The organism is Pseudomonas sp. Z3-8, from assembly GCF_051131975.1.
Taxonomy (GTDB): Bacteria; Pseudomonadota; Gammaproteobacteria; order Pseudomonadales; family Pseudomonadaceae; genus Aquipseudomonas.
In genome coordinates this window covers 5,280,001-5,303,747 of the sequence record NZ_CP071643.1, presented here as the reverse complement: position 1 = coordinate 5,303,747, position 23,747 = coordinate 5,280,001, and the positions used below count along the sequence as shown (strand labels likewise).

Genomic DNA, 23,747 nt, shown 5'->3' with positions numbered 1-23,747 from the left:
GGGATAAAGCCTAAGCTGTGTTCCAGGGCACCGCCTTCACATGGGAACAGGCCTGCTCCCATGGGTGATAGGTCAACGCTGACGGCACATTTGGACATACAACGGGGAGTTCTACATGGCACAGCTACGCCGCGTCGCGATCATCGGCGGTAACCGCATTCCTTTCGCCCGCTCCAACGGGCCCTATGCCACCGCCAGCAACCAGGCGATGCTGACCGCTGCGCTTGAGGGCTTGATCGAGCGCTACAACCTGCACGGCGTGCATATCGGGGAGATGGCCGCGGGGGCGGTGCTGAAGTTTTCCCGGGACATGAACCTGACCCGCGAGTGCGTGCTCGGCTCGCGGCTGTCGCCCAGCACACCCGCCTATGATGTGCAGCAGGCCTGCGGCACGGGGCTTGAGACGGTGCTACTGGTGGCCAACAAAATCGCCCTCGGGCAGATCGACAGCGCAATTGCCGGCGGCGTGGACACCACCTCCGACGCACCGATCGGCGTCAATGAAGGGCTGCGCAGGATCCTCCTGCAAGCCAATCGCGCGAAAACCACCGCCGACAAAATCAAGACGTTCCTGCAATTGCGCCCCCAACACCTGGTACCTGACCTGCCGCGCATCAACGAGCCGCGCACTGGCCTGAGCATGGGCGAGCACTGCGAATTGATGGCCCAAACCTGGCAGATCCCCCGACAAGAGCAGGATCAGTTGGCCTTGGAGAGTCATCAAAAAATGGCCGCCGCTTACGCCGAAGGCTGGCACAACGACCTGATGACGCCGTTTCTCGGCCTGACCCGCGACAACAACCTGCGCCCGGACCTGACCCTGGAGAAACTCGCTTCCCTCAAGCCAGCCTTCGAAAAAACCGCCAAGGGCACGCTGACGGCGGGCAACTCCACCCCACTGACCGATGGCGCCTCGCTGGTGTTGTTGGCGAGCGAGGAATGGGCCAAGGCCCGTGGGCTGCCGATCCTGGCCTACCTGCGCGACGGCGAGACGGCGGCGGTGGATTTCGTCAACGGCGCCGAAGGTCTGCTGATGGCGCCGGTCTATGCCGTGCCGAGGCTGTTGGCGCGCAACGGCCTGACCTTGCAGGACTTCGACTATTACGAGATTCACGAGGCGTTCGCCGCCCAGGTGCTGTGCACCTTGAAAGCCTGGGAAGACGCGGATTACTGCAAGGCCCGCCTGGGCCTTGATGCGCCGCTGGGTACTCTCGACCGCAGCCGGCTGAACGTGAAGGGCAGCTCACTGGCCGCCGGACATCCATTTGCTGCAACTGGCGGGCGTATTGTCGCCAACCTGGCCAAGCTGCTGGACGCGGCAGGGAAGGGCCGGGGGCTGATTTCCATCTGCGCAGCCGCCGGCCAAGGGGTGACGGCCATTATCGAGCGCTGACGATGGCCTCGCTCTTTTGCGATGCCTGCGCCCGTTGCCGGCTTGCATAGCGTTCGGCGAGGACCGAGCAGACGATCAGTTGCAGCGGGTGATAGATCATGATCGGCAGCAGGATCAGCCCGAGGCCGGGGTTGTTGCCGAAAATCAGCGCCGCCATCGGCACTCCGGCGGCGAGGGATTTCTTGCTCGCGCAAAATACCGCGGCGACTTCATCGGCGTTGTTGAAACGCAGGGCGCGAGCGGTGCGGGTAGTCATCCACAGAATGACAGCCAGCAACACCGCACTGCCCAGCACGGCGCTGAGCAGTACGCCATGACCTTGTTGTTGCCAGATCCCGGAAATCATCGAATTGCAGAATGCGGCGTAAACCAGCAGCAGAATGACCAGTTTGTCGATGATGCTGGCATAGCGCTTGTAGCGCGCGAAAAAACTGGCCAGCCAGCGCCGCAAAAACTGCCCGAGCACCAGCGGCAACAGCAACATCATGCACAGGTCGAGCAGCGTCGAGCCCAGGTCGATGCCACCGGCACCGTTGCCGACCACCAGACTGACCAGCAGCGGCGTCAGGAGAACCCCCAGCACGCTGGACAAGCTGGCGTTGAGAATCGCCGCGGGTACGTTGCCGCCGGCGCTGCCGGTCAGGGCCACCGAGGACGAAATGGTCGAAGGCAACGCGCACAGGTAAAAGAACCCCAGCATCAACAAGGACGGCACATGGCTGCCCAGGGTCCAGTTGCCGAGTAGCCAGATCAATGGAAATACCCCGAAGGTGAAGCCTTGCACCATCAGGTGCAGCCGGATGTTTTTCAGGCCATGGCGGATCTGCTCGCCGGACAGATTGACGCCGTGGAGGAAAAACACCACGAAGATGCCAATGTTGACCACCCATTCGGCATGCATGGCGCCGCCGGTAGCGCCGAAGCGTGGGAAGAAATACGCCAGCAGCGTGGCGAGCAACATGCCGCACAGGAACCAGTCGGTCGCCATGCGCTTGAGGTGTCTGAGGATGTGCATAGGGCACCGCAGATTGTAAGAAGAGTTGTCTTAGCCTAACGTCGGTCTACCCAGTCGTCTTGCGACATAAGGCCAATCAATGCCGACTAACGGACACCAACAGCTCGAACGACGTATTCCGGACCTGACGGAGCTGCCTCGGCCGCTTTATGCCCGGGTCGAAAGTCTGAATGCCGGTTCGTGGACCCAGGCTCATCGCCACGATTGGGTGCAATTCTCCTACGCGATCAGTGGCGTGCTCGGCGTCCATACGGCCGAAGGCAGCTTCTTCGCGCCACCGCAATGGGGCATCTGGATCCCGGCCGACCTGGAGCATCAGGTCGTGACGTCCATGCGCGCGGAAATGCGCAGTCTTTACGTCCATCGCCAGGCGTGCCCGTGGGCCGAAGATCGTTGCCGGGTGCTCGAAGTTACACCGCTGGCGCGGGAGCTGATCAAAGTGTTCTGCCAGTTTCCCGCCGCTTACCCACAGGGCGAGACCCAGGAAACACGCTTGGTCCAAGTGCTGCTGGACCAATTGGCGGCGCTGCCGGAAGTGGGCTTTTCCCTGCCATTGCCCCGTCATGCTCGTTTGCTGGAACTGTGCAACGAATTGATCGAGCAACCCGAAGGCAGCGTGACCCTGCAAGCCTGGGCCGAGCGCCTGGGCACGTCGGAAAAAACCTTGATGCGCCTGTTCCAGCGTGAAACCGGCTTGAGCTTCCGTGCGTGGCGCCAGCGCATGCGCCTGTTGTCTTCCCTGGAATCGCTGGAACAGGGCGATAGCGTGACCAGCGCCGCCTTGTCCTGTGGGTATGATTCGACGTCCGCTTTCATTGCGGCATTCAAGGGACTGTTCGGTTTTACGCCGGGGGAACTGTTCAAGCGCTGACTCGTTTGGCTCTTGTCGCAACCGCTTGCCATTCACTGAGCAACCCCACGCCCGGTCTCGACTATGATTTGGCTCGGTTGTCCGACCCGGCACAGTGTGTGCATTCAGGGTTCATAGGTCGGACCCCCTCCCCGTGGAGGGAGGATTGCCGTATAACGACCTGTCATTCGCGTGTTTGGTAATAAAGGACCCAGAATAAAAGCTGATGAAGACTCCAAAACGCATTGAACCCCTGATCGAGGACGGTCTGGTCGACGAGGTGCTGCGCCCACTCATGAGTGGTAAAGAAGCAGCTGTTTATGTGGTGCGCTGCGGCAATGAGCTACGTTGCGCCAAAGTCTACAAGGAGGCGAACAAGCGAAGTTTTCGCCAGGCGGCCGAATACCAGGAAGGCCGCAAGGTGCGCAACAGCCGTCAGGCCCGGGCCATGGCTAAAGGCTCGAAGTTTGGCCGCAAGGAAACCGAAGACGCCTGGCAGAACGCTGAAGTGGCCGCGCTGTTCCGGCTGGCCAGCGCCGGCGTGCGGGTTCCGAAGCCGTATGACTTCCTCGAGGGCGTGCTGCTGATGGAATTGGTGGCCGACGAATACGGCGATGCGGCGCCGCGTCTCAACGACGTGGTGCTGGAGCCGGATCAGGCCCGCGAGTATCACGCTTTTCTGATTTCCCAGATCGTGTTGATGCTGTGTACCGGTCTGGTGCACGGCGACCTGTCGGAGTTCAACGTGCTGCTGACGCCGACGGGGCCGGTCATCATTGATCTGCCGCAAGCGGTGGACGCTGCCGGGAACAACCACGCCTTCAGCATGCTGGAGCGGGACGTCGGCAACATGGCGTCCTACTTCGGTCGGTTTGCCCCGGAGCTGAAACGCACCAAATACGCCAAGGAAATGTGGGCCCTGTATGAAGCAGGCACCCTGCACCCGGCGAGCGTGCTGACCGGTGAGTTCGACGAGCCGGAAGAACTGGCGGATGTCGGCGGGATCATGCGCGAAATCGAGGCCGCGCGCCTGGATGAAGAGCGCCGCCAGGCCGTACGCGCCGCCGACGATGCGCCACCCGGCAAGACCGAAGAGCCGCCTCCGCCGTGGATGCAGTGATCGGTTGACCTGAAACCCGGCCATGGCCGGGTTTTTAGCGTGCTTCAGAAACGCTTTTGTGGGAGCGAGCCTGCTCGCGAAAGCGGTGGATCAGCTTGCATCAATGCATTGGCCGCCGTCTTCGCGAGCAGGCTCGCTCCCACAGGGAGACAGCCGCTTTTTAGCACCCCGACGCCAATTTCCTGAGGATCGGGCAGTCCGGGCGATGATCGCCCTGGCAGTGCTCCACCAGATCCTGGAGCGTGTCGCGCAGTTCGGCCAGTTCGCGGATTTTCTGGTTCAGTTCGTCGATATGCTGCCGGGCCAGGGCCTTTACGTCGGCGCTGGCACGTTGACGGTCCTGCCATAAGGTCAGCAATTTGCCGACCTCTTCCAGGGAAAACCCCAGATCCCGGGAGCGCTTGATGAATGCCAATGTGTGCAAGTCATCGGCACCATAGATCCGATAACCACTCTCCGTGCGATGGGCTGCCCTGAGCAGGCCGATGGATTCGTAGTACCTGATCATCTTTGCGCTGAGGCCGCTCTGGCGGGCTGCCTGGCCAATGTTCATCGCTTGTCCTCCAGATGCGCGGGTGTCCAGAACTTCAACAACAATGCATTGCTCACCACGCTGACGCTCGACAGCGCCATGGCTGCGCCGGCCAACACCGGGTTGAGCAAACCGAACGCCGCCAGCGGAATGCCGATCAGGTTATAGACGAACGCCCAGAACAGATTCTGACGGATTTTTGCGTAGGTCTTGCGGCTGATGTCCAGCGCCGCCGGTACCAGGCGCGGATCGCCGCGCATCAGGGTGATGCCGGCGGCCTGCATCGCCACGTCGGTGCCGCCGCCCATGGCAATGCCGATGTCCGCGGCGGCCAGGGCCGGAGCGTCGTTGATGCCATCGCCGACCATCGCCACCACCGAGGCGGCTTTCAGTTGTTGAACGATGGCGGACTTGTCGCCCGGCAACACTTCGGCGTGGACGTTGGCGATTCCCAATGCCTGGGCAACGACCCGAGCGCTGCCCCGGTTGTCGCCCGTGAGCAGGTGGCTGGCGATCTGACGTTGCTTCAAGGCCTCGACCGCCGCCAGAGCGCCGGGCTTGAGGGTATCGCCGAAGGCGAACAGGCCCAGGACCCGAGGCGTTGCGCCTTGCTCGACGAGCCAGGACAGGGTTCGGCCTTCGGTTTCCCAGGCTTGCGCCGACTCGGCCAGCGAACCGGGGTTCAGGCCCAGCTCTTCCAGCAGACGACGATTTCCCAAGGCCAGGCGGCGCCCGTCGAGGCTACCGGCGATACCGCGTCCGGTCAGGGACTGGCTATCGCTGGCATCCGCTACGCTCAGGCCGCGTTCGGCGCAGGCGTCGAGCACCGCTTTGGCCAGCGGGTGTTCGCTGCCGCGCTGCAAGGCGCCGGCCATGTTCAGCAGTGCGTCTTCATCACCGTCAAGCGCAGCCAGATGGGCGATGCGTGGCGTGCCGGACGTCAGTGTGCCGGTCTTGTCGAACACCACCGTGCCGACTTCATGGGCACGCTCCAGCGCCTCGGCATCCTTGATCAGAATGCCGTGGCGGGCGGCCACGCCAGTGCCGGCCATGATTGCCGTCGGCGTCGCCAGGCCCAGGGCACAGGGGCAGGCGATCACCAGCACGGCGACGGCGTTGATCAGCGCCGTCTCCAGCGGCGCACCGTAGAGCCACCAGCCAAGCAACGTTGCGAGTGCCAGGATCAATACGACCGGCACGAAAACCTGGCTGACTTTGTCCACCAGCTTCTGAATCGGCGCCTTGGCGGCCTGGGCGTCTTCCACCAGGCGAATGATGCGTGCCAGCACGGTCTCGGCCCCCAGGGCCCGGGTGCGCACCAGGAGGCGCCCTTCGCCATTGATCGCGCCGCCAGTGACCTGATCACCGGGCTGCTTCGGCACGGGCAGGCTTTCGCCGCTGATCAACGCCTCGTCGGCATGACTCTGGCCCTCGAGCACTTCACCGTCCACCGGGAAGCGCTCGCCGGGCTTGACCAGCACCAGATCATTCAAGCGCAGGGCACTGATAGCGACGTCCCGTTCCTGACCGTCGATCAGTTGGATGGCCCGCTCCGGTCGCAAGGCTTCAAGGGCGCGGATGGCGCTGGCGGTCTGTCGTTTGGCGCGGCTTTCCAGGTACTTGCCCAGCAGCACCAAGGCAATCACCACGGCCGATGCCTCGAAATACAGGTGCGGCATGCTCCCCGGTCGGGCCATCGCCCACTCATAGAGGCTCAAGCCATAGCCGGCGCTGGTGCCCAGGGCAACGAGCAGGTCCATGTTTCCGGCGCCGGCGCGGACGGCTTTGAACGCCGCGACGTAAAACCGCGCACCGAAGATGAATTGCACCGGCGTCGCCAGCGCGAATTGCGCCCAGGCCGGCAGCATCCAATGCACGCCGAACGGCTGCAACAGCATCGGCAATACCAGCGGGATCGACAGCAGAATCGCCAGCACCAGGGCTACGCGCTCGCGGCTCAGCTGATCGGTTCGGGTTTTTCGAGGCTGTTCGACTTGCCAGACACTGGCGTCGTAACCGGCGCGTTTAACCGCGTCGATCAGGCTTTGCGGATCAACCTGCCCGAGCAATTCGAGGTGTGCTCGTTCATTGGCGAGATTGACACTGGCCCGGTTCACCCCGGCAACTTTCCCCAGCGCCCGTTCGACCCGGCCAACGCAAGAGGCGCAGGTCATGCCCTCGATACCCAACTCCAGGGTCTGGACGGGAACGCTGTAACCTGCCTGCTCGACTGCCTGCATCAACGCCGGCAGGCTTCCCTGCGGGGCCTGGATCCGCGCCTGTTCCGTTGCCAGGTTGACGCTGACGGCGCTAGCGCCGGCGACCTTGCTCAAGGCTCGCTCGACTCGCCCGGCACAGCTTGCGCAGGTCATGCCGGAAATCGGCAGATCGAAAGTGGTGGACTCGGACATCGGACAGGCTCCCTGTAGTGAGTGACTACAGGATCAACCTTGCCACGCGGGCAAGGTCAAGCACCAGTTCAAAAGCTTGGGTGGACCGTTGTGGGAGCGAGCCTGCTCGCGAAGAGGTCGGTAAGGCCAATATCTTCATCGGCTATCGCACCGCTTTCGCGAGCAGGCTCGCTCCCACAAGGACTCGCGAGGTCAGTAACCGAGATCAGCCTGCTTGAGGTACATGCCCTCATGTGTCATGGCGATGCGGTACTTCAGGATGTCGCCGGCCTTGAGCGTGATGTTCTGCGAACCGGGGGCAAGCATGCCTGGGTTGCAACCCGGCGCCTGGCCTGGCAGCAATTTCAGGCGCAAGGAGAACTGCCCCGGCGGCAAATTGAATGAAGTGCTCTGCTCCTGGAACAGCCTGGCCGCGAGCTGGTCCTGAATGTAGATGCCGATTTCGCAGCTGGTCGACACTTCCAGGCGCTCGCGGGAAATGATCAGCACACCGAAATCTTCGCCGGCGGCCGATGCCTGGGGCACCAATGCAGAAAAACCGAGCATGCAAAACAGGCTGAACGCTGACCAGCGCATGGCTGAACCTCCGGTATTAAATCCTTGATGTGTGCAGCTTGGCCGAGCGCGCAGCCGATTGCCAGCCCGGCAGTTTCCGTCAGAACTTGACCTTGCCATGATGGCAAGCCTGAAACTGCGCACAACCTCAAACCAAGGAGTCATTTTCATGCAGATTTTCAATGTTCAAGGCATGTCCTGCGGTCATTGCGTAAAGGCCGTCACCCAGGCTCTTCAAGCCAAGGACCCGGACGCCGAGGTAAAGGTGGATCTGGGCGCCAAGACTGTTGAGGTCCAAAGCAAGTTGTCGTCCGATACCGTAATCGAGGCAATCAGGGAAGAGGGTTACGAAGCCAGTCTTGCTTGAAACTTTTCAATCGTTAGCGAGCTATCGGAATGTTCAAGAGCGCCAAGCCCGGCTAGACTGTCGGGCTGCCGACTGACGCCTGAGCTGGACGCCCGATGAACCTCCGTACCATTCTGATTCTTGGCGCCTTGAGCGCTTTTGGTCCCTTGGCGATCGATTTCTATCTGCCGGCCTTCCCGGCAATGGCGATCGCCTTTGGCACCGATGAAAACCATGTCCAGCTGACCCTGGCCGCCTACTTCCTCGGGCTGTCCCTCGGGCAACTGGCCTACGGGCCGGTGGCGGATCGCTTTGGACGACGTATCCCGCTGCTGACAGGCGTCGGCCTGTTCACCGTGGCATCGCTGGCCTGTGCCTATGCGCCCAGTCTCGAATGGCTGATTGGCGCTCGCTTCGTCCAGGCGTTGGGCGGCTGTGCCGGGATGGTGATCTCCCGGGCGGTAGTCAGCGACAAATGCGACGCGGTGGGCTCGGCCAAGGTGTTCTCGCAACTGATGCTGGTGATGGGCCTGGCGCCGATCCTCGCGCCGATGCTCGGCGGCTTGCTGGTGAACCTGTACGGTTGGCAATCGATTTTCATCGGCCTGACCTTGTTCAGCGCGCTCGCGGCGACGGCCGTCGCGTTGTGGCTCCCGGAGAGCCTGCCGGCCCATGTACCTCGGCAACCGTTATCGGGCGCGTTGCGTCAGTACGGTCGGCTTCTCACAGACTCGATCTTCCTGGGGCATGCCCTGACGGGCGGCATCGCGATTGCCGGGATGTTTGCCTACATCGCCGGTTCGCCATTTGTCTTCATCAAGCTTTACGGCGTACCGGCCGAACACTTCGGCTGGTTGTTCGGTACCAACGCGGCGGGTTTCATCCTGGTGGCCCAGGTCAATGCCCGCTTGTTGTCCAGGCGAGGCCCGGCATTTTTGCTGGCTCGCGCCGTCTGGGTCTACTGGATAGCCGGGCTCAGTTTACTGGCTGTCAGCGCCTTGCAGCCGGAGCGTTTGTGGCCGTTACTGATCCCATTGTTCATCTGCATAGCCAGCCTTGGCTGCATCCTTCCCAATGCATCGGCCTGCGCCATGAACGGGCAGGGGGCCCGGGCCGGTAGCGCTTCGGCGATGCTGGGGTGCCTGCAGTTTTCCGTAGCCGCCGGGGCCGCCGCACTGGTGGCGGCGCTGCATGACGGCACGGCGGTGCCGATGGCGATGGTAATCAGCCTGTGCGGACTATTGGTGGTGGGTGCCGCGATGCTGACCCGTCGGCTGCAGAACGCCCGGGCGCTCGCTCAGGCGGGCCAGCAGAACTGAGTCAGCTGGCGGCACGCTGCTGATGTTCGGGAAATTGATGCGGTGCATGGATGCGCGCTTGCAAGGTCGCGGCGAAAGCCTGGGCCTCGGCTTCTGAGCGAAAGGTCACGACGTGCTGGTCAAGACGCACTTGCCATTGGGATTTTGCCACCTCTTTTATCAGGATCTTCATTGCTGGCCTCCTCACGTAAAAGATTGCGTTGCAAAGGCCTCGAGTGTAGACCCGAATGCCAGCGCAATTGTGACGACGGTCAATTGTCGGACTAACGGTGCAGTTGCCCCACAGGATTGTTTGCAGGGCAACAGCCCGCTGCAGTCAGAATCCCTCTAGCACGATCTTGCCCTTGGACTTGCCGCTTTCCAGCAACGCGTGAGCCCGGCGCAGGTTCTCGGCATTGATGGTGCCAAAATGTTCGCCCACCGTGGTCTTCAACGTGCCGGCATCGATCAGTCGGGCCACGCGGTTGAGCAGCTTGTGTTGTTCAAGCATGTCGGCGGTCTCGAACAGTGAACGGGTGTACATGAACTCCCAATGCAACGACAAGCTCTTGCGCTTGAGCTTGGTCACGTCCAGCGATTTGGGATCATCGATCAGTGCCAGTTTGCCTTGGGGCGCCAGGGCTTCGACCAGTTGGTCGAGGTGCTGATCGGTCTGCGTCAGGCTGGCAACGTGGGTCACTTGGGCCTGGCCCGCCTCCTTCAGTGCTTCGCTCAGCGGCTGGCTGTGATCCACGACAAGGTGGGCGCCAAGGCCTTGCACCCATTCCTGGGTCTGCGGCCGGGAAGCGCTGCCGATGACGTTCAGTCCGGTGAGTTGGCGGGCCAGTTGCGTCAGGATCGAACCCACACCCCCGGCGGCGCCGACAATCAGCAGGCTCTGGCCCAGATCGCTCTGGCCTTCCTTGATCTGCAATCGATCAAAGAGCAATTCCCAGGCGGTGATAGCGGTCAGCGGCAATGCGGCCGCTTCGGCGAAACCGAGGGTTGTCGGCATATTACCGACGATGCGCTCATCGACAACGTGCAACTCGCTGTTGCCTCCGGCCCGGGCGATCGAACCGGCGTAGAACACCTTGTCTCCGGCCTTGAACAGCGTGACTTCGCTGCCTACGGCCTTGACCACGCCGGCCACGTCCCAACCCAGCACCTTGGCCGCGCCTGCTTCGGGCTGGACGTTCTGGCGGACCTTGGTGTCGACGGGGTTGACTGAAATGGCCTTGACCTCCACCAGCAGGTCGCGGGGGCCGGCGACCGGTTCGGGCAACTCGATGTCTTGCAGCGACTGCGGGTGGGTGATAGGCAGCGATTGGTAATACGCGATGGCTTTCATACAGCAGCTCCGTAAGGGGGTTCGATGAAGCCCATGTTTGGCTATTCAGGCGCGAGATTAAAGCAGCTGGAGCGACAGGCTCTTTCAATGATTTTTTGATAATGACCATAGTCGCGGATAAATAGAGACTTTTCCCTCACGAACAATCGCCTCCAAAGGTTTCCGGAGGACAGGCAACCGCGATCCGCACGCTTATACTAGCGGCCGCCTGTATCGGCATGGCATCGAGCACGGCTGCAACCGGCCAGGAACCGGCCGGCACCTCATTACGGCTCAGTAGGCCCAGAGCAGTAGACGAACGATTCAACAGGGAGTGAATACATGGAACATGCACCTTGCATCAGCCAGATCGCCACGCTGCTGGCCGACCCCAAGCGCAGCGCAATGATGTGGGCGTTGATGGACGGTACGGCCCGGCAAGCTGAAGAGTTGGCCTTGCTGGCCGGGCTTTCGCCGTCCTCGGCCAATGCCCATCTGGGACGTCTGTCTGCCGGTGGCCTGGTGAAGGTCGAGATCCGTGGCCGCAAGCGGTTTTTTCGCCTGGCGGCACCCGAGATCGGCGCTGCCGTCGATGCATTGGCGAGCGCAACCCTGGCCAGCACGCCGCGACAGGTTCCGGAAGTCTTCAAGCGCAGCCTCATGCCTAACAGGACGCCGACGGCACCCGCTTCGTTGATGCGGGCCAGGCTTTGCGATGACCACCTGGGTGGCACACTGGCAGCGGACCTGTATCAGCGGCTGCTGGAAGCCGGATGGCTCGAACAGCTTGAGCATCGGGTGGTCGTCACGCATAAAGGTGCCAGCCAACTGGCTGGGCGAGGTCTGTTCATCCAGGCACTGGCTTATCGCGAGACGCGTATGGCCTGCGCCTGCCCCGACTGGAGCGAACGTCGTCCACATCTGGGAGGGGCGCTGGGGGCGGCACTGCTGCAATTGTTCATGCAGTCCGGCTGGCTCAGCCTGCCCAACGACTCCAGGGCGTTGCAGGTAACCGCGCTCGGTCAACAGGAAATCCATCGATTCGCCAGGCAAGAGGTTCTGGAAATGGCGCTCTAGAGCGGTACACAGGTCGTTATCAGCAATAGCCGCCCGTGAGGTTCGCGCACACTCGGTCCGAGGTTCTATCGGATGGGGGGAACGCAATAATGGACACTCACGTTTACAGTGCAGCGGAACGTCTTGAGCGGTTGCCCATGAGCGGCTATCACCGGGTCATCTTCATTATTATCGCGCTGGCTTTTTTCTTTGATTCCATGGATCTGGCCATGATGACGTTCCTGCTGGGCTCGATCAGAACCGAGTTCGGCTTGAGCGCCGCCCAGGCCGGTTTGTTGGCCAGTTCAAGCTTTTTCGGCATGGTGCTGGGCGCCTCGTTGTCGGGACTGCTTGCCGATCGCTTCGGACGCAAACCGGTGTTCCAGTGGAGCATCGTCTTGTGGGGGCTCGCCAGTTACCTGTGTTCCACCGCCCAAGACGTGGAGATGCTGACGCTGTTTCGCATCCTGTTGGGCGTCGGCATGGGCATGGAGTTTCCGATTGCCCAATCGATGCTCTCGGAGCTGATCCCGGCGAGGCAGCGCGGACGCTACATCGCCTTGATGGATGGCTTCTGGCCGCTGGGCTTCGTGGCGGCGGGGGTGCTGTCGTATTTCCTGCTGCCGCTGATCGGCTGGCGGGACATTTTCCTAGTGTTGGCGGTGCCGGCGGTGTTCGTCCTGGTGATCCGCTTCTTCATCCCCGAGTCGCCACGTTGGCTGGAACAGGCGGGGCGGGGCGCCGAGGCGGATGCCGTGCTCAAGCGGATCGAGGACAAGGTCCGGGCCTCGCTGGGTCGCCAGGACCTGCCCGAACCGATTCGCCTGCCGACACTGGCGACGGCGCCCGGCAATTTCTTTTCGGCTCTGGCGCAGATCTGGTCACCGCTGTACCGCCAGCGCACGATGGTGATCTGGAGCGTCTGGTTTTTTGCCTTGCTTGGGTTCTACGGGCTGACGTCCTGGCTCAGCGCGCTGCTGCAGCAGTCGGGGTTTGCGGTGACCCAGTCGGTTTATTACACGGTGCTGATTTCCCTCGGCGGGATTCCCGGTTTCCTGATGGCGGCCTGGCTGGTGGAGCGGTGGGGGCGTAAACCGGTGTGTGTCATCACGCTGCTGGGCGGCGGGGTCATGGCATTTCTTTATGGCCAAAGCGCGGTGTTTGGCGGGAATGTCACGCTGCTGATCAGCTCCGGGCTGCTGATGCAATTTTTTCTGTTCGGCATGTGGGCAGTGCTCTACACCTACACCCCGGAACTGTATCCCACCTCGGCGCGAGCCACGGGGTCGGGCTTTGCCTCGGCGGTCGGTCGCATCGGTTCGCTGCTTGGACCGCTGGTGACCGGCTTGGTCTTTCCGATCACCGGGCAGGGCGGAGTGTTCGCCCTTGGCGCCCTGTGTTTTGCCGTGGCGGCGGGCGTGGTCTGGTTGTTTGGAATGGAGACGCGGGGCAAGACGCTGGAGGAGTTGAGCGAGGGTACGGTCGCTGACTAAACACAAGCCCCTGTGGGAGCGAGCTTGCTCGCTCCCACAGGGGCTGAACGCCAGTCTTAAGGTTTCACCAACCGCGCATCCAGGCTGTTCTGCGCCAACCGCCTGGCCTGGTCCTGGGTCATGCCCAGATGCGTGTGCAATGCGTGGAAGTTCTCGGTGACGTAGCCGCCGAAGTACGCCGGGTCATCGGAGTTCACCGTCACCTTCACGCCGCGTTCGAGCATGTCGAGGATGTTGTGCTGCGACATATCATCGAACACGCACAGCTTGGTGTTGGACAACGGGCAAACCGTCAAGGGGATCTGTTCGTCGATGATCCGCTGCATCAACCGCTCGTCTTCGATGGCTCGCACGCCGTGGTCGATGCGCTGGATTTTCAGCAGATCCAAGGCTTCCCAGATGTACTCGGGAGGGCCTTCTTCGCCAGCATGGGCGACGGTCAGGAAGCCTTCATTGCGCGCCCTGTCGAACACCCGCTGGAACTTGCTCGGCGGGTGGCCCATCTCCGAGCTGTCCAGGCCGACGGCCACGAACGCGTCGCGGAAGGGCAGCGCCTGGTCGAGGGTTTTTTCCGCCTGCTCTTCGCTCAGGTGACGCAGGAAGCTCAGGATCAGGCCGCTGGTGATGCCCAGTTGTTGCTCACCGTCCTTGAGGGCGGCGGCAATACCGTTGAGCACCACTTCGAATGGAATGCCCCGGTCGGTGTGGGTCTGCGGATCGAAGAACGGTTCGGTGTGAATCACGTTCTGTGCCTTGCAGCGCAGCAGGTAGGCCCAGGTCAGGTCGTAGAAATCCTGGGAAGTGCGCAGCACGTCGGCGCCCTGGTAATACAGGTCGAGAAACTCCTGCAGATTGTTGAAGGCATAGGCCTGGCGCAGGGTGTCCACGTCGCTCCACGGCAGGGCGATCTTGTTGCGTTCGGCCAGGGCAAACAGCAGCTCGGGCTCCAGCGAGCCTTCTAGGTGCAGGTGCAGTTCAGCCTTGGGCAAGGCGTTAAGCCAGTCGTACATGTTTTTTTCTCATCAGCGAATCAATGGCGGGCATTCTACAGGGGTGGACGCCGATGTCTGGTAAAACCTGACCGGCTGATCCACTAACCGCGCAAGCCTGAACGACAGCTACGGCACATCCGAAGGAAACGTTCCCGTCACGTCACAGTCTAGTAGCTCATGACCCGTCCATGGCGATAGGCCCACAATGCTGACGTTGATCAAGCAAGAAAAATTGCTGCTGCTGGCCCTGCTTGCCGCTTTTGTCGCCTACCCGCTGGAGCATTGGCTGCTGGGCAGCGGGCAGGTCGTGGCGTTGGGTGGCGGCCTGGTGCTGATCGGTTTCATTGTAGCCGCCTCCATGCGCGTGGCCCATCACGCCGAGTTGCTGGCGGAAAAGGTCGGTGATCCTTACGGCACGATGATCCTGACTTTGTCGGCGGTGCTGGTGGAAGTGGTGATCCTGGCGATCATGATGAGTAACGAGGCGTCGCCGACCCTGGTACGGGACACCATCTATTCGGCGGTGATGCTCGATATCAACGGCATTCTCGGGCTGGCGGCGCTGATGGGTGGGCTCAAGCACGGCGAGCAGGTCTATAACGACGATTCGGCGCGTACCTACAGCGTGATGATCCTCACCGCCATGGGCGTGTCGATGGTGGTGCCGGAGTTTATTCCGCAGGAAAACTGGAAGCATTATTCGGCATTCACCATCGGCGCGATGATCGTCTTGTATACGTTGTTTCTGCGCATGCAGGTGGGGCCACACAGCTATTTCTTCAGCTACAGCTACCCGGAAAAACGCCGCAGGAAGGAACCGGTGGAAGCCGAGCCGAAACCCATCAGCCTGGCGTTCTCCATCGGCGCACTGGTGTTCGGCGTGGTGGTCATCGGTGCGCTGGCCGAAGTCATGTCCAAGGCTATCGACCTCGGGCTGGAAGGCTCCGGCGCGCCGCCGGTGGTCACGGCAATTCTGGTGGCGGTCATCTCCGCTGCGCCGGAAATTCTCACCGCCCTGCGCGCAGCCTTGGCCAATCGCATGCAGTCGGTGGTGAACATCGCCTTGGGCGCGTCGCTGTCCACCGTGATCCTGACGGTGCCGGTGATGGAAGCCATGGCCCTCTACACCGGCCAGCCTTTCCAGATGGCGATGACCCCGGTGCAGACGGTGATGATCTTCATCACCCTGATCGTCAGCGCCATCAACCTCAATGATGGCGAAACCAACGCCATCGAGGGTATGACCCACTTTGTATTGTTTGCCACGTTTATCATGTTGTCGTTGCTCGGTCTTTAAGCCTGTCACAGCCCTGTGAGAGCGAGCCTGCTCGCGATGAGGCCAGGTCAGTCAATATCAATGCCGGATATGAAACCGCTATCGTGAGCAGGCTCGTTCCCGCAGGTTTTCTGGTCGGGTCAGGTACCCGCGATCAGCTCCCGCGCCGCCTGGCTGTGGTCGGCAATCAAGCCCTTCAGGTCCAGCCCTTCGACCTGTCCATCGATCACTCTCCACTGACCCGCGACCATCACCCGGTCCGCCCGATCAGCGCCGCACAGCAGCAGGGCCGAGATCGGATCGTGGCTGCCGGAAAAGCGCAACTCATCAAGCTTGAACATCGCCAGGTCGGCTTGTTTGCCCTCTGCCAGTTCGCCGATGTCGCTGCGTCCCAGCAATTGGGCCGAGCCTCGGGTCGCCCAGCCCAGCACCTTTTCCGGCGTGATCGCTTGCGCGCCATAGCGCAAGCGCTGGATGTATAGCGCCTGACGGGTTTCCAGCAGCATGTTCGACGCATCGTTGGACGCCGAGCCGTCCACCCCAAGGCCCAATGGCGCGCCGGCTGCGGTCAGTTCAAGCGTCGGACAAATGCCCGAGGCCAGGCGCATGTTCGAACTGGGGCAATGGCAGATGCCGGTTCCGGCGGCGCCGAGACGGGTGATTTCGTCAGGATTGAAATGAATGCCGTGGGCTAGCCAGGTACGTGGGCCCAGCCAGCCGACGCTGTCGAGGTAGTCCACGGTGCGCAGGCCGAAGCGCTGCCGGCAGAAGTCCTCCTCGTCGAGGGTTTCGGCCAGGTGGGTATGCAGGCGTACGTCGAGCTTTTCCGCGAGCTCGGCGCTGGCGTGCATGATCTCGGGCGTGACCGAAAACGGCGAGCAAGGCGCCAGGGCAATCTGGATTTTCGCGCCGGCACCGCGCTCATGGTATCGAGCGATCAGTCGCTGGCTGTCGTCGAGAATCACCTGGCCCTGCTGCACGGTCTGCTGCGGCGGCAAGCCACCGTCGGCCTCGCCCAGGCTCATGGAACCACGGGTCAGCATTGCGCGCATGCCCAGCTCACCGACGCATTGCACCTGCACATCGATGGCGTTTTCCAGGCCTTCGGGAAACAGGTAGTGGTGATCGGCCGCCGTGGTGCAACCCGACAACAGCAGTTCGGCCAACGCGACTTTGCTCGCCAGCGCGAGTTTTTCCGGAGTCAGCCGCGCCCACACCGGATAGAGGGTCTTCAGCCATGGGAACAACGGCTCGCTTACGACGGGTGCCCAGGCGCGGGTCAGGGTCTGGTAGAAGTGATGATGGGTGTTGATCAGCCCCGGCAGGATCACGTGTTCTCGAGCATCGAACACGGTGTCACAAGGCTGTGCGGGCTGTTGCCCGGCGCTGAGCAGCTCAACGATCACACCGTCCTGCAGGACGAGACCGCCACGGGCATCGAGGCCGTTGGCCGTGAAAATGGCGAGGGGATTTTTTAACCAGGTACGGGTCGCAGGCATGGTGGCCGGCTCCTCTGAAAGTGGGTTCAGGTTAGCCAGCTCAGTGATGCCCTGTCTGCTGATCCAGGGGCGCCTTGGAGGGCGCGGTTCGGAGTGTACTCAGGTTGCCGGACACATTTCCAGTGCCCGACAAAAGTCCTGCAGGATGGATGCTCCAGGGGTATCGGGGTGATTACCAGGCAATCGTCTCGCCTTTATAATTGACGAAGTGATGCCCACCCTTGCCGGCAAAGGCATTGACTTGATCGATCAGCCCACGGGTGCTGGTCTCGACATCGATGGCCGCGCCTTCGCCGCCCATGTCGGTCTTTACCCAGCCCGGGTGCAGCGACAGCACGGTCAATGCGTGCTCGCCCAGCTGACTGACAAAACTGTTGGTCATGGAGTTGAGCGCGGCTTTGCTGGCCTTGTACAGCGCCAGTTCGGGGGCGTCGGGCATGGTCACGCTGCCCAGCACCGAGCTCATGAAGGCCAGCACGCCGCTGCCGTCGCGGATCTGCCCGACGAAGCGTTGGGCGAGGTTGATCGGTGCCACGGCATTGGTGAAGAACAGCTGACCGACCTCAGCCAGCGTTGCGCCGCCCGGGCTCTGGTTGTCGGGGCCTTTGACGCCGGCATTGACGAACAACAGGTCGAAGGTCTGGTCCCTGAGCTGCTGGCTCAAGGCGATGACCGCTTGCTGGTCGTCCATATCGAGCTTTTCGATTCGCACCGGGCCCAGCGCCTTCAAGGCCTCGGCGTTCTGTGGGTTACGTACCGTGGCGGTCACGTTCCAGCCATCACCCAGAAGCGTCTTCACCAAGCCGAGGCCCAGTCCCCGAGAGGCGCCGATGATCAATGCGGTTTTTGCCGAATTCATGAATGCTTCCTTGAAAGAAAAGTCACGGAGTTAATGGACAACATTGCCCGGGCGGTTGTTTCAGCTTGCGGCACAACGTGTCGGGAGCGGTCATGCGGTTTCGATCAGGTTCAGGTCCTTATTATGTCTGGTTAAAAAATGATCAGACGGCTGCAAGCCATGCTGTTCTTGGGGCGGCTGGAGCCATGAACGGGTTATCCACAGGTTGCTCCACAGTTATTGTGCGCAAGCCTGAAACTCGGGCATAAGCCCTGTGCGGCTTTCTTCTAAAGGCGATAAAGCATCGCAACTATTTGTTTTTTTGACGGATTCGCCGGATCGGCGAATTTTTGTATGAAAAATGAACAATGCTCGAAAACCCGCATGACAGAAGGGTTACAGCTGGATGCGCCCAGGTTATCCACAGGCAGGTGCACAGCGCATGTGGGCAAACCTGTGCCTTTTTTTCATGAGGCTGCCGGGCGCTCAAGTCGTATCTGTCCGCGACTCAAGTCGGCCAGTCGCGTTTGCAGGCTCTCGATGTGTTCTTCACCGACTGCCAATTGAAGTTCCACGCCGTTGGCGGTGAAATCCTCGGCGAGGACCAGACCGCCGCATTCGGCTATCCGTAGTTTCACCAGGGCCAGCTCGGCGAAACCGCACAGGCAACGCAGCGCTACGCGGCTGATCAACTCAACCTTCTCGGCAGTTTGCAGGCATTTGTTCGCACCGCCGCCATAGGCGCGGGCCAAACCGCCGGTACCCAGCTGGATTCCGCCGTACCAGCGTATGACCAGCACCACGACCTGATCGCAATCCTGGGCCTGGATGGCCGCGAGGATCGGGCGTCCGGCGGTGCCGCCCGGCTCGCCATCGTCGCTGCTGCGATATTGGTCGCCCAGTTTCCATGCCCAGCAATTATGCGTGGCGTTCAGGTCGCTGTGCCGCTCTATAAAGGCCTGGGCCTCGGCGGGGCTGGTGATGGGGGCGGCGAAGGTGATGAAACGGCTTTTGCGGATTTCTTCACGGTATTCGCAAAAGCCGGCAAGGGTATAAGGCATGGAGTCCTAGAGGTCTGGTGTCAGGCCGCAGCCTTTGAGAATGATGCGGATGAGATTGTCGCCGGCGTCGATCATGTCTTGCCTGGTCAATTTGCTACGCCCGGTCACGCGGCAGATCTGAGTGGCGAAATCGGCGTAATGCTGGGTGCTGCCCCACAGCAGAAAAATCAGGTGAACCGGATCGACCGGGTCCATTTTGCCCGCATCGATCCAGGCCTGGAACACGGCCGCGCGGCCCTTGAACCAGGCGCGATAATCCTGGTTGAAATACTCGCTCAGGCATTCGCCGCCGCTGATCACTTCCATGGCGAAAATGCGCGATGCCTGGGGCTGGCGCCGTGAGAATTCCATCTTGGCGCGAATGTAGCGGGTCAAAGCCTGCGCTGGATCATCCTCGGCGGTCAGGGAGTTGAAAGTGCTGTCCCACAACTCGATGATGTTGCTCAGCACGGCGACGTAGAGCCCGAGCTTGTTGGTGAAATAGTAATGCAGGTTCGCCTTGGGCAATCCGGCCTTCAAGGCGATGGCGTTCATGCTGGTGCCCTTGAAGCCGTGCCGGGCGAACTCATCCTCGGCGGCCCTGAGGATGGTTTCCTCGTTTTTTTGACGAATACGGCCGGTAGGCTTGCCACCATGGGCAGGAACTTCAAAGGTCATGGACGTTTCCGGGCTGGGTCTGTGGGGGCGGGCAAGTGCGTTCATAGCGCACCGGCGCGGATCCGACAAGTGCTGCTGCCATAAAAGCTGTGTACTGCAAAAATGTCAGCGGGTTGCCGCCAGGTTTTCGAGAAAACTTTCCAGCACCAGGTGCGGGCGGCGACCCTTGCGTGTGACCGACGCCAGGCTCAGATCATAAAAACGTGCCAAGGGCTTGAGGGCTCGCAGCCGTCCTTGCTGAACCCATAGATTGGCGTAGTGATCTGGCAGATAACCAATGTAACGTCCGGTGAGGATCAGGAACGCCATGCCTTCGCGATCCGAGGCGCTGGCGGTGCAGTTGAGTGCCTGGTAGTGAGCCTGGATCTCGGCGGGCAGGCGAAAGGTTGGCGCGATGGCGTCCTGGCTGTTGAGCCGAGCGTCTTCAAGCTGTTGGTCGTCCACATAAAACAGCGGATGACCTACTGCGCAGTACAGCAGCGAGCGTTCACTGTAGAGCGGTTGATATTCGAGTCCGGAAAGGGCGCTGGCCTGGGGCACTACGCCGACATGCAGGCGCCCGTCGAGCACGCCTTGTTCGACTTCGTTGGGAGCGATCATGCGAATCTGGATCTGCACGTCCGGCCCGCGTTCTTTCAACTGGGCCAAGGCATGCGTGATCCGCATATGGGGCAGGGTGACAAGATTGTCCGTCAGGCCGATGGTCAACTCACCGCGCAAATGCTGGTGCAGGCCGTTGACCTCGGTGCGAAAGCTCTCCAGCGCGCTCAATAACTGCAATGCCGATAGGTAGACTTCCCGCCCTTCCTCCGTCAGTGAAAAGCCCGCGCGCCCACGCTGGCACAGACGCAGGCCAAGACGCTGCTCCAGATCGTTCATCTGCTGGCTGATGGCAGAGCGGCCAATGCCAAGCACGGTTTCCGCTGCCGAAAACCCGCCGCATTCCACCACGCTGCGGAAAATGCGCAGCAAGCGGATATCGAAGTCGCTGACTTGGGCCAGTGGATCGGGACGACGAGCGCTCATAGTTTAGTGGTCCGCTGACTGAAGGTTAGAAAAGCTGGGTTTCACCGACTTTATCGTCGTGGCAACGTAGCCGCAAGAACGCCTTGGCTTCATGCCGCTCATACCCTGCGAGGTTTTGTCGATGAACATGCCCGAACACGCTGTCGGTTCCCTGGCCAGCCAGCTCAAGCTGGATGCCCACTGGATGCCCTACACGGCCAATCGTAATTTCCAACGCGATCCCCGCTTGATCGTCGCCGCCGAGGGTAGCTGGCTGACGGATGACAAGGGGCGCAAGGTCTACGATTCGTTGTCGGGCTTGTGGACCTGTGGCGCCGGGCACACTCGCAAGGAAATCCAGGAGGCGGTCGCCAGGCAATTGGGCACCCTCGATTATTCCCCGGGATTCCAGTACGGCCATCCGCTGTCGTTCCAACTGGCGGAAAAAATCACCAGCCTGACCCCGGGCAACCTCAACCATGTGTTCTTCACCGACTCCGGTTCCGAGTGCGCCGATACCGCAGTGAAGATGGTCCGTGCCTACTGGCGCCTCAAGGGACAGGCCACCAAGACCAAGATGATCGGCCGTGCCCGTGGTTATCACGGCGTGAACATCGCCGGCACCAGCCTGGGCGGCGTCAGTGGTAACCGTAAGTTGTTCGGCCAGGCCATGATGGACGTTGATCATCTGCCCCACACCTTGCTGGCCAGCAATGCCTATTCCCGTGGCATGCCGAAGGAAGGTGGCATCGCCTTGGCCGATGAGCTGCTGAAATTGATCGAGCTGCACGACGCTTCCAACATTGCGGCCGTATTTGTCGAGCCGATGGCCGGATCCGCCGGGGTCCTGGTCCCGCCTGAGGGATATCTCAAGCGTCTGCGGCAGATCTGCGACCAGCACAACATCCTGCTGGTGTTTGACGAGGTCATTACCGGTTTCGGTCGCACCGGTTCGATGTTCGGCGCGGATAGCTTTGGCGTGGTTCCGGACCTGATGTGTATCGCCAAGCAGGTCACCAACGGCGCCATCCCCATGGGGGCGGTGATTGCCAGTTCGGAAATCTACCAGACGTTCATGAACCAGCCGACGCCCGAATATGCGGTGGAGTTTCCCCACGGCTATACCTATTCGGCGCACCCGGTGGCCTGTGCGGCTGGCCTTGCGGCACTGGATCTGTTGCAGAAGGAAAACCTGGTGCAAAGCGTGGCCGAGGTCGCGCCGCATTTCGAGAGTGCCTTGCATGGTTTGAAAGGCTCGAAGAACGTCATCGACATTCGCAACTTCGGCCTGGCCGGGGCGATCCAGATTGCCCCGCGCGACGGCGACGCCATCGTGCGTCCGTTCGAGGCCGGGATGGCCCTGTGGAAAGCCGGTTTCTATGTGCGATTCGGCGGCGATACCCTGCAGTTCGGACCAACGTTCAACAGCAAGCCGCAGGATCTGGATCGTCTGTTCGATGCGGTCGGTGACGTGCTGAATAAAATCGACTGATTTCTTTCTTACATAGAGACGCTCGTTCAAGAGCGTCTGGCGAGCGAATTGTCTGGAGTCCCCATGAGCCTCATCCCGCATCTGATCAATGGCGAATTGCTGAGCGACAGCGCACGCACGGCCGACGTCTTCAACCCATCCACCGGGCAAGCAATCCACAAGGTCCCGCTGGCGGATCGCGCAACTGTCCAGCAGGCCATCGATGCCGGCAAGGCGGCTTTCCCGGCCTGGCGCAACACGCCGCCGGCCAAGCGTGCCCAGGTGATGTTTCGTTTCAAGCAGTTGCTGGAGCAGAACGAGTCGCGCATTGCCCAATTGATCAGCGAAGAACATGGCAAGACCCTCGAAGACGCCGCCGGTGAGCTCAAGCGCGGCATCGAAAACGTCGAGTTTGCCTGTGCAGCGCCGGAAATCCTGAAGGGCGAATACAGCCGTAACGTAGGACCGAACATCGACGCCTGGTCAGACTTTCAACCTTTAGGCGTGGTGGCGGGCATCACCCCGTTCAATTTCCCGGCGATGGTGCCGCTGTGGATGTATCCGCTGGCAATCGTCTGCGGTAACTGCTTCATCCTCAAGCCATCCGAGCGTGACCCGAGTTCGACGCTGCTGATCGCCCAGTTGCTGCTGGAAGCAGGTCTACCCAAGGGGGTGTTGAGCGTGGTCCATGGCGACAAGGCAGCCGTGGATGCACTGATCGAAGCGCCGGAAGTGAAGGCGCTGAGCTTTGTTGGCTCGACGCCGATTGCCGAGTACATCTATGCCGAAGGTACTCGTCGCGGCAAACGCGTTCAGGCGCTAGGCGGTGCCAAGAACCATGCGGTGTTGATGCCGGATGCCGACCTGGACAATGCCGTCAGCGCGCTGATGGGCGCAGCTTACGGTTCATGCGGTGAGCGTTGCATGGCGATTTCGGTGGCGGTGTGTGTCGGCGATCAGGTGGCGGATGCGCTGGTGGCCAAGTTGGTGCCGCAGATCCAGGCACTGAAGATCGGTGCCGGTACGTCTTGCGGTCTGGACATGGGGCCGTTGGTGACCGGCCAGCATCGGGACAAAGTCAGCGGCTATATAGAAGAGGGTGCGGCAGCAGGCGCCTCGCTGATTGTCGATGGTCGCGGCTTGAGTGTGTCTGGGCATGAAGAAGGGTTTTTCCTGGGCGGTTGCCTGTTTGATCGCGTAACGCCCGAGATGCGTATCTATAAGGAGGAAATCTTCGGGCCGGTGCTGTGTATCGTCCGGGTCAATAGCCTGGAAGAGGCGATGCAACTGATCAATGATCACGAATATGGCAACGGTACTTGTATCTTTACCCGGGATGGGGAGGCGGCACGGTTGTTCTGCGATGAGATCGAAGTCGGGATGGTCGGTGTAAACGTTCCATTGCCAGTGCCTGTTGCCTATCACAGCTTTGGCGGTTGGAAGCGTTCATTGTTTGGCGACCTGCATGCCTACGGTCCGGACGGGGTGCGTTTTTATACCCGTCGCAAGGCCATTACCCAGCGCTGGCCGCAGCGTGCCAGCCACGAGG

At 61.3% G+C, this 23,747-nt stretch carries 22 protein-coding genes (1 of these 22 running past the window's edge); 10 read left to right on the top strand and 12 right to left on the bottom strand.

What is annotated here, in order from left to right; genetic code table 11:
• Positions 1–115: 115 nt before the first annotated feature.
• On the top strand, positions 116–1,393 hold the full coding sequence (locus J3P94_RS24200; RefSeq protein ID WP_434569923.1) for an acetyl-CoA C-acetyltransferase: 1,278 nt from the start codon (positions 116–118) through the stop codon (positions 1,391–1,393).
• Here the strand turns inward: J3P94_RS24200 and J3P94_RS24195 are convergent.
• Complete coding sequence (locus J3P94_RS24195) at positions 1,380–2,408, bottom strand: bile acid:sodium symporter family protein (RefSeq protein WP_434569922.1); 1,029 nt, start codon at positions 2,406–2,408, stop codon at positions 1,380–1,382. The genes J3P94_RS24200 and J3P94_RS24195 overlap by 14 nt on opposite strands.
• 79 nt (positions 2,409–2,487) lie before the next feature.
• On the opposite strand from J3P94_RS24195, the gene J3P94_RS24190 reads away from it, so the two are divergent.
• The gene (locus J3P94_RS24190) at positions 2,488–3,279 is read left to right on the top strand and encodes an AraC family transcriptional regulator (protein ID WP_434569921.1); all 792 of its coding nucleotides are present in this window, start codon (positions 2,488–2,490) and stop codon (positions 3,277–3,279) included.
• Between the two features lie 205 nt (positions 3,280–3,484).
• Positions 3,485–4,378 (top strand): PA4780 family RIO1-like protein kinase, encoded by an 894-nt coding sequence (locus J3P94_RS24185; RefSeq protein ID WP_072410317.1) that lies wholly within the window; start codon positions 3,485–3,487, stop codon positions 4,376–4,378.
• A gap of 160 nt (positions 4,379–4,538) precedes the next feature.
• On the opposite strand, the gene cueR is transcribed toward J3P94_RS24185, so the two are convergent.
• The 3 genes from cueR to J3P94_RS24170 all read right to left on the bottom strand — a co-directional run bounded on the left by cueR (position 4,539) and on the right by J3P94_RS24170 (position 7,897).
• On the bottom strand, positions 4,539–4,931 hold the full coding sequence (gene cueR, locus J3P94_RS24180; protein ID WP_434569920.1) for a Cu(I)-responsive transcriptional regulator: 393 nt from the start codon (positions 4,929–4,931) through the stop codon (positions 4,539–4,541).
• Entirely contained in the window at positions 4,928–7,321 is a 2,394-nt protein-coding gene (locus tag J3P94_RS24175) for a heavy metal translocating P-type ATPase (RefSeq protein ID WP_434569919.1), read from the bottom strand. The genes cueR and J3P94_RS24175 overlap by 4 nt, the downstream gene beginning before the upstream one ends.
• A 192-nt stretch (positions 7,322–7,513) precedes the next feature.
• On the bottom strand, positions 7,514–7,897 hold the full coding sequence (locus J3P94_RS24170; RefSeq protein ID WP_434569918.1) for a hypothetical protein: 384 nt from the start codon (positions 7,895–7,897) through the stop codon (positions 7,514–7,516).
• Between the two features lie 148 nt (positions 7,898–8,045).
• Between J3P94_RS24170 and J3P94_RS24165 the strand changes: the two genes are divergently transcribed.
• Together J3P94_RS24165 and J3P94_RS24160 are read left to right on the top strand one after the other, a co-directional pair.
• Positions 8,046–8,243 carry a heavy-metal-associated domain-containing protein gene (locus J3P94_RS24165; protein ID WP_434569917.1) on the top strand — a complete coding sequence of 66 codons (198 nt, stop codon included), beginning with the start codon at positions 8,046–8,048 and terminating at the stop codon, positions 8,241–8,243.
• Positions 8,244–8,338: 95 nt separating this feature from the next.
• On the top strand, positions 8,339–9,541 hold the full coding sequence (locus J3P94_RS24160) for a multidrug effflux MFS transporter (protein WP_434569916.1): 1,203 nt from the start codon (positions 8,339–8,341) through the stop codon (positions 9,539–9,541).
• Between the two features lies 1 nt (position 9,542).
• On the opposite strand, the gene J3P94_RS24155 is transcribed toward J3P94_RS24160, so the two are convergent.
• Positions 9,543–9,713: a hypothetical protein gene (locus tag J3P94_RS24155; RefSeq protein ID WP_305497035.1), complete on the bottom strand. Its 171-nt coding sequence runs from the start codon at positions 9,711–9,713 to the stop codon at positions 9,543–9,545.
• A 144-nt stretch (positions 9,714–9,857) separates the two neighbouring features.
• Positions 9,858–10,871, bottom strand: coding sequence for a zinc-binding alcohol dehydrogenase family protein (locus tag J3P94_RS24150; protein ID WP_434569915.1), 1,014 nt, complete (start codon positions 10,869–10,871; stop codon positions 9,858–9,860).
• A gap of 321 nt (positions 10,872–11,192) precedes the next feature.
• Here J3P94_RS24150 and J3P94_RS24145 point away from each other — a divergent pair, with 321 nt between their 5' ends.
• Positions 11,193–11,927: an ArsR/SmtB family transcription factor gene (locus J3P94_RS24145; protein ID WP_434569914.1), complete on the top strand. Its 735-nt coding sequence runs from the start codon at positions 11,193–11,195 to the stop codon at positions 11,925–11,927.
• 89 nt (positions 11,928–12,016) lie between these two features.
• A complete protein-coding gene (locus J3P94_RS24140) occupies positions 12,017–13,399 on the top strand; it encodes an MFS transporter (protein ID WP_434569913.1) in 1,383 nt (460 codons plus the stop codon).
• Between the two features lie 56 nt (positions 13,400–13,455).
• Here J3P94_RS24140 and J3P94_RS24135 read toward each other — a convergent pair whose 3' ends face one another.
• A complete protein-coding gene (locus J3P94_RS24135; protein WP_434569912.1) occupies positions 13,456–14,409 on the bottom strand; it encodes an adenosine deaminase in 954 nt (317 codons plus the stop codon).
• A 187-nt stretch (positions 14,410–14,596) separates the two neighbouring features.
• Between J3P94_RS24135 and J3P94_RS24130 the strand changes: the two genes are divergently transcribed.
• A complete protein-coding gene (locus tag J3P94_RS24130; protein ID WP_434569911.1) occupies positions 14,597–15,688 on the top strand; it encodes a calcium:proton antiporter in 1,092 nt (363 codons plus the stop codon).
• Between the two features lie 119 nt (positions 15,689–15,807).
• On the opposite strand, the gene J3P94_RS24125 is transcribed toward J3P94_RS24130, so the two are convergent.
• From J3P94_RS24125 to J3P94_RS24105, 5 genes are all read right to left on the bottom strand, one after another.
• On the bottom strand, positions 15,808–17,166 hold the full coding sequence (locus J3P94_RS24125; protein WP_434569910.1) for an 8-oxoguanine deaminase: 1,359 nt from the start codon (positions 17,164–17,166) through the stop codon (positions 15,808–15,810).
• Between the two features lie 172 nt (positions 17,167–17,338).
• Positions 17,339–18,025 (bottom strand): SDR family oxidoreductase, encoded by a 687-nt coding sequence (locus J3P94_RS24120; protein WP_434569909.1) that lies wholly within the window; start codon positions 18,023–18,025, stop codon positions 17,339–17,341.
• 446 nt (positions 18,026–18,471) lie between these two features.
• Positions 18,472–19,065: an IMPACT family protein gene (locus J3P94_RS24115; protein WP_434569908.1), complete on the bottom strand. Its 594-nt coding sequence runs from the start codon at positions 19,063–19,065 to the stop codon at positions 18,472–18,474.
• Between the two features lie 6 nt (positions 19,066–19,071).
• The gene (locus J3P94_RS24110; protein WP_305497021.1) at positions 19,072–19,722 is read right to left on the bottom strand and encodes a TetR/AcrR family transcriptional regulator; all 651 of its coding nucleotides are present in this window, start codon (positions 19,720–19,722) and stop codon (positions 19,072–19,074) included.
• Positions 19,723–19,827: 105 nt separating this feature from the next.
• Complete coding sequence (locus tag J3P94_RS24105; protein ID WP_434569907.1) at positions 19,828–20,748, bottom strand: LysR family transcriptional regulator; 921 nt, start codon at positions 20,746–20,748, stop codon at positions 19,828–19,830.
• 121 nt (positions 20,749–20,869) lie between these two features.
• On the opposite strand from J3P94_RS24105, the gene J3P94_RS24100 reads away from it, so the two are divergent.
• The gene (locus J3P94_RS24100) at positions 20,870–22,219 is read left to right on the top strand and encodes an aspartate aminotransferase family protein (RefSeq protein ID WP_434569906.1); all 1,350 of its coding nucleotides are present in this window, start codon (positions 20,870–20,872) and stop codon (positions 22,217–22,219) included.
• 63 nt (positions 22,220–22,282) lie between these two features.
• On the top strand, positions 22,283–23,747 hold the 5' portion of the coding sequence (locus J3P94_RS24095; RefSeq protein WP_434569905.1) for a CoA-acylating methylmalonate-semialdehyde dehydrogenase. The gene runs 29 nt beyond the window's last position; the window shows 1,465 of its 1,494 coding nt (coding positions 1–1,465); it begins with the start codon at positions 22,283–22,285; its stop codon lies beyond the right edge, outside the window.

What these genes read in the sequence shown, in the direction of transcription:
- J3P94_RS24200 (WP_434569923.1), top strand. Translation starts at nt 116, where the DNA reads ATGGCACAGCTACGCCGCGTCGCGATCATCGGCGGTAACCGCATTCCT.
- J3P94_RS24195 (WP_434569922.1), bottom strand. Translation starts at nt 2,408, where the DNA reads ATGCACATCCTCAGACACCTCAAGCGCATGGCGACCGACTGGTTCCTG.
- J3P94_RS24190 (WP_434569921.1), top strand. Translation starts at nt 2,488, where the DNA reads ATGCCGACTAACGGACACCAACAGCTCGAACGACGTATTCCGGACCTG.
- J3P94_RS24185 (WP_072410317.1), top strand. Translation starts at nt 3,485, where the DNA reads ATGAAGACTCCAAAACGCATTGAACCCCTGATCGAGGACGGTCTGGTC.
- cueR (WP_434569920.1), bottom strand. Translation starts at nt 4,931, where the DNA reads ATGAACATTGGCCAGGCAGCCCGCCAGAGCGGCCTCAGCGCAAAGATG.
- J3P94_RS24175 (WP_434569919.1), bottom strand. Translation starts at nt 7,321, where the DNA reads ATGTCCGAGTCCACCACTTTCGATCTGCCGATTTCCGGCATGACCTGC.
- J3P94_RS24170 (WP_434569918.1), bottom strand. Translation starts at nt 7,897, where the DNA reads ATGCGCTGGTCAGCGTTCAGCCTGTTTTGCATGCTCGGTTTTTCTGCA.
- J3P94_RS24165 (WP_434569917.1), top strand. Translation starts at nt 8,046, where the DNA reads ATGCAGATTTTCAATGTTCAAGGCATGTCCTGCGGTCATTGCGTAAAG.
- J3P94_RS24160 (WP_434569916.1), top strand. Translation starts at nt 8,339, where the DNA reads ATGAACCTCCGTACCATTCTGATTCTTGGCGCCTTGAGCGCTTTTGGT.
- J3P94_RS24155 (WP_305497035.1), bottom strand. Translation starts at nt 9,713, where the DNA reads ATGAAGATCCTGATAAAAGAGGTGGCAAAATCCCAATGGCAAGTGCGT.
- J3P94_RS24150 (WP_434569915.1), bottom strand. Translation starts at nt 10,871, where the DNA reads ATGAAAGCCATCGCGTATTACCAATCGCTGCCTATCACCCACCCGCAG.
- J3P94_RS24145 (WP_434569914.1), top strand. Translation starts at nt 11,193, where the DNA reads ATGGAACATGCACCTTGCATCAGCCAGATCGCCACGCTGCTGGCCGAC.
- J3P94_RS24140 (WP_434569913.1), top strand. Translation starts at nt 12,017, where the DNA reads ATGGACACTCACGTTTACAGTGCAGCGGAACGTCTTGAGCGGTTGCCC.
- J3P94_RS24135 (WP_434569912.1), bottom strand. Translation starts at nt 14,409, where the DNA reads ATGTACGACTGGCTTAACGCCTTGCCCAAGGCTGAACTGCACCTGCAC.
- J3P94_RS24130 (WP_434569911.1), top strand. Translation starts at nt 14,597, where the DNA reads ATGCTGACGTTGATCAAGCAAGAAAAATTGCTGCTGCTGGCCCTGCTT.
- J3P94_RS24125 (WP_434569910.1), bottom strand. Translation starts at nt 17,166, where the DNA reads ATGCCTGCGACCCGTACCTGGTTAAAAAATCCCCTCGCCATTTTCACG.
- J3P94_RS24120 (WP_434569909.1), bottom strand. Translation starts at nt 18,025, where the DNA reads ATGAATTCGGCAAAAACCGCATTGATCATCGGCGCCTCTCGGGGACTG.
- J3P94_RS24115 (WP_434569908.1), bottom strand. Translation starts at nt 19,065, where the DNA reads ATGCCTTATACCCTTGCCGGCTTTTGCGAATACCGTGAAGAAATCCGC.
- J3P94_RS24110 (WP_305497021.1), bottom strand. Translation starts at nt 19,722, where the DNA reads ATGACCTTTGAAGTTCCTGCCCATGGTGGCAAGCCTACCGGCCGTATT.
- J3P94_RS24105 (WP_434569907.1), bottom strand. Translation starts at nt 20,748, where the DNA reads ATGAGCGCTCGTCGTCCCGATCCACTGGCCCAAGTCAGCGACTTCGAT.
- J3P94_RS24100 (WP_434569906.1), top strand. Translation starts at nt 20,870, where the DNA reads ATGAACATGCCCGAACACGCTGTCGGTTCCCTGGCCAGCCAGCTCAAG.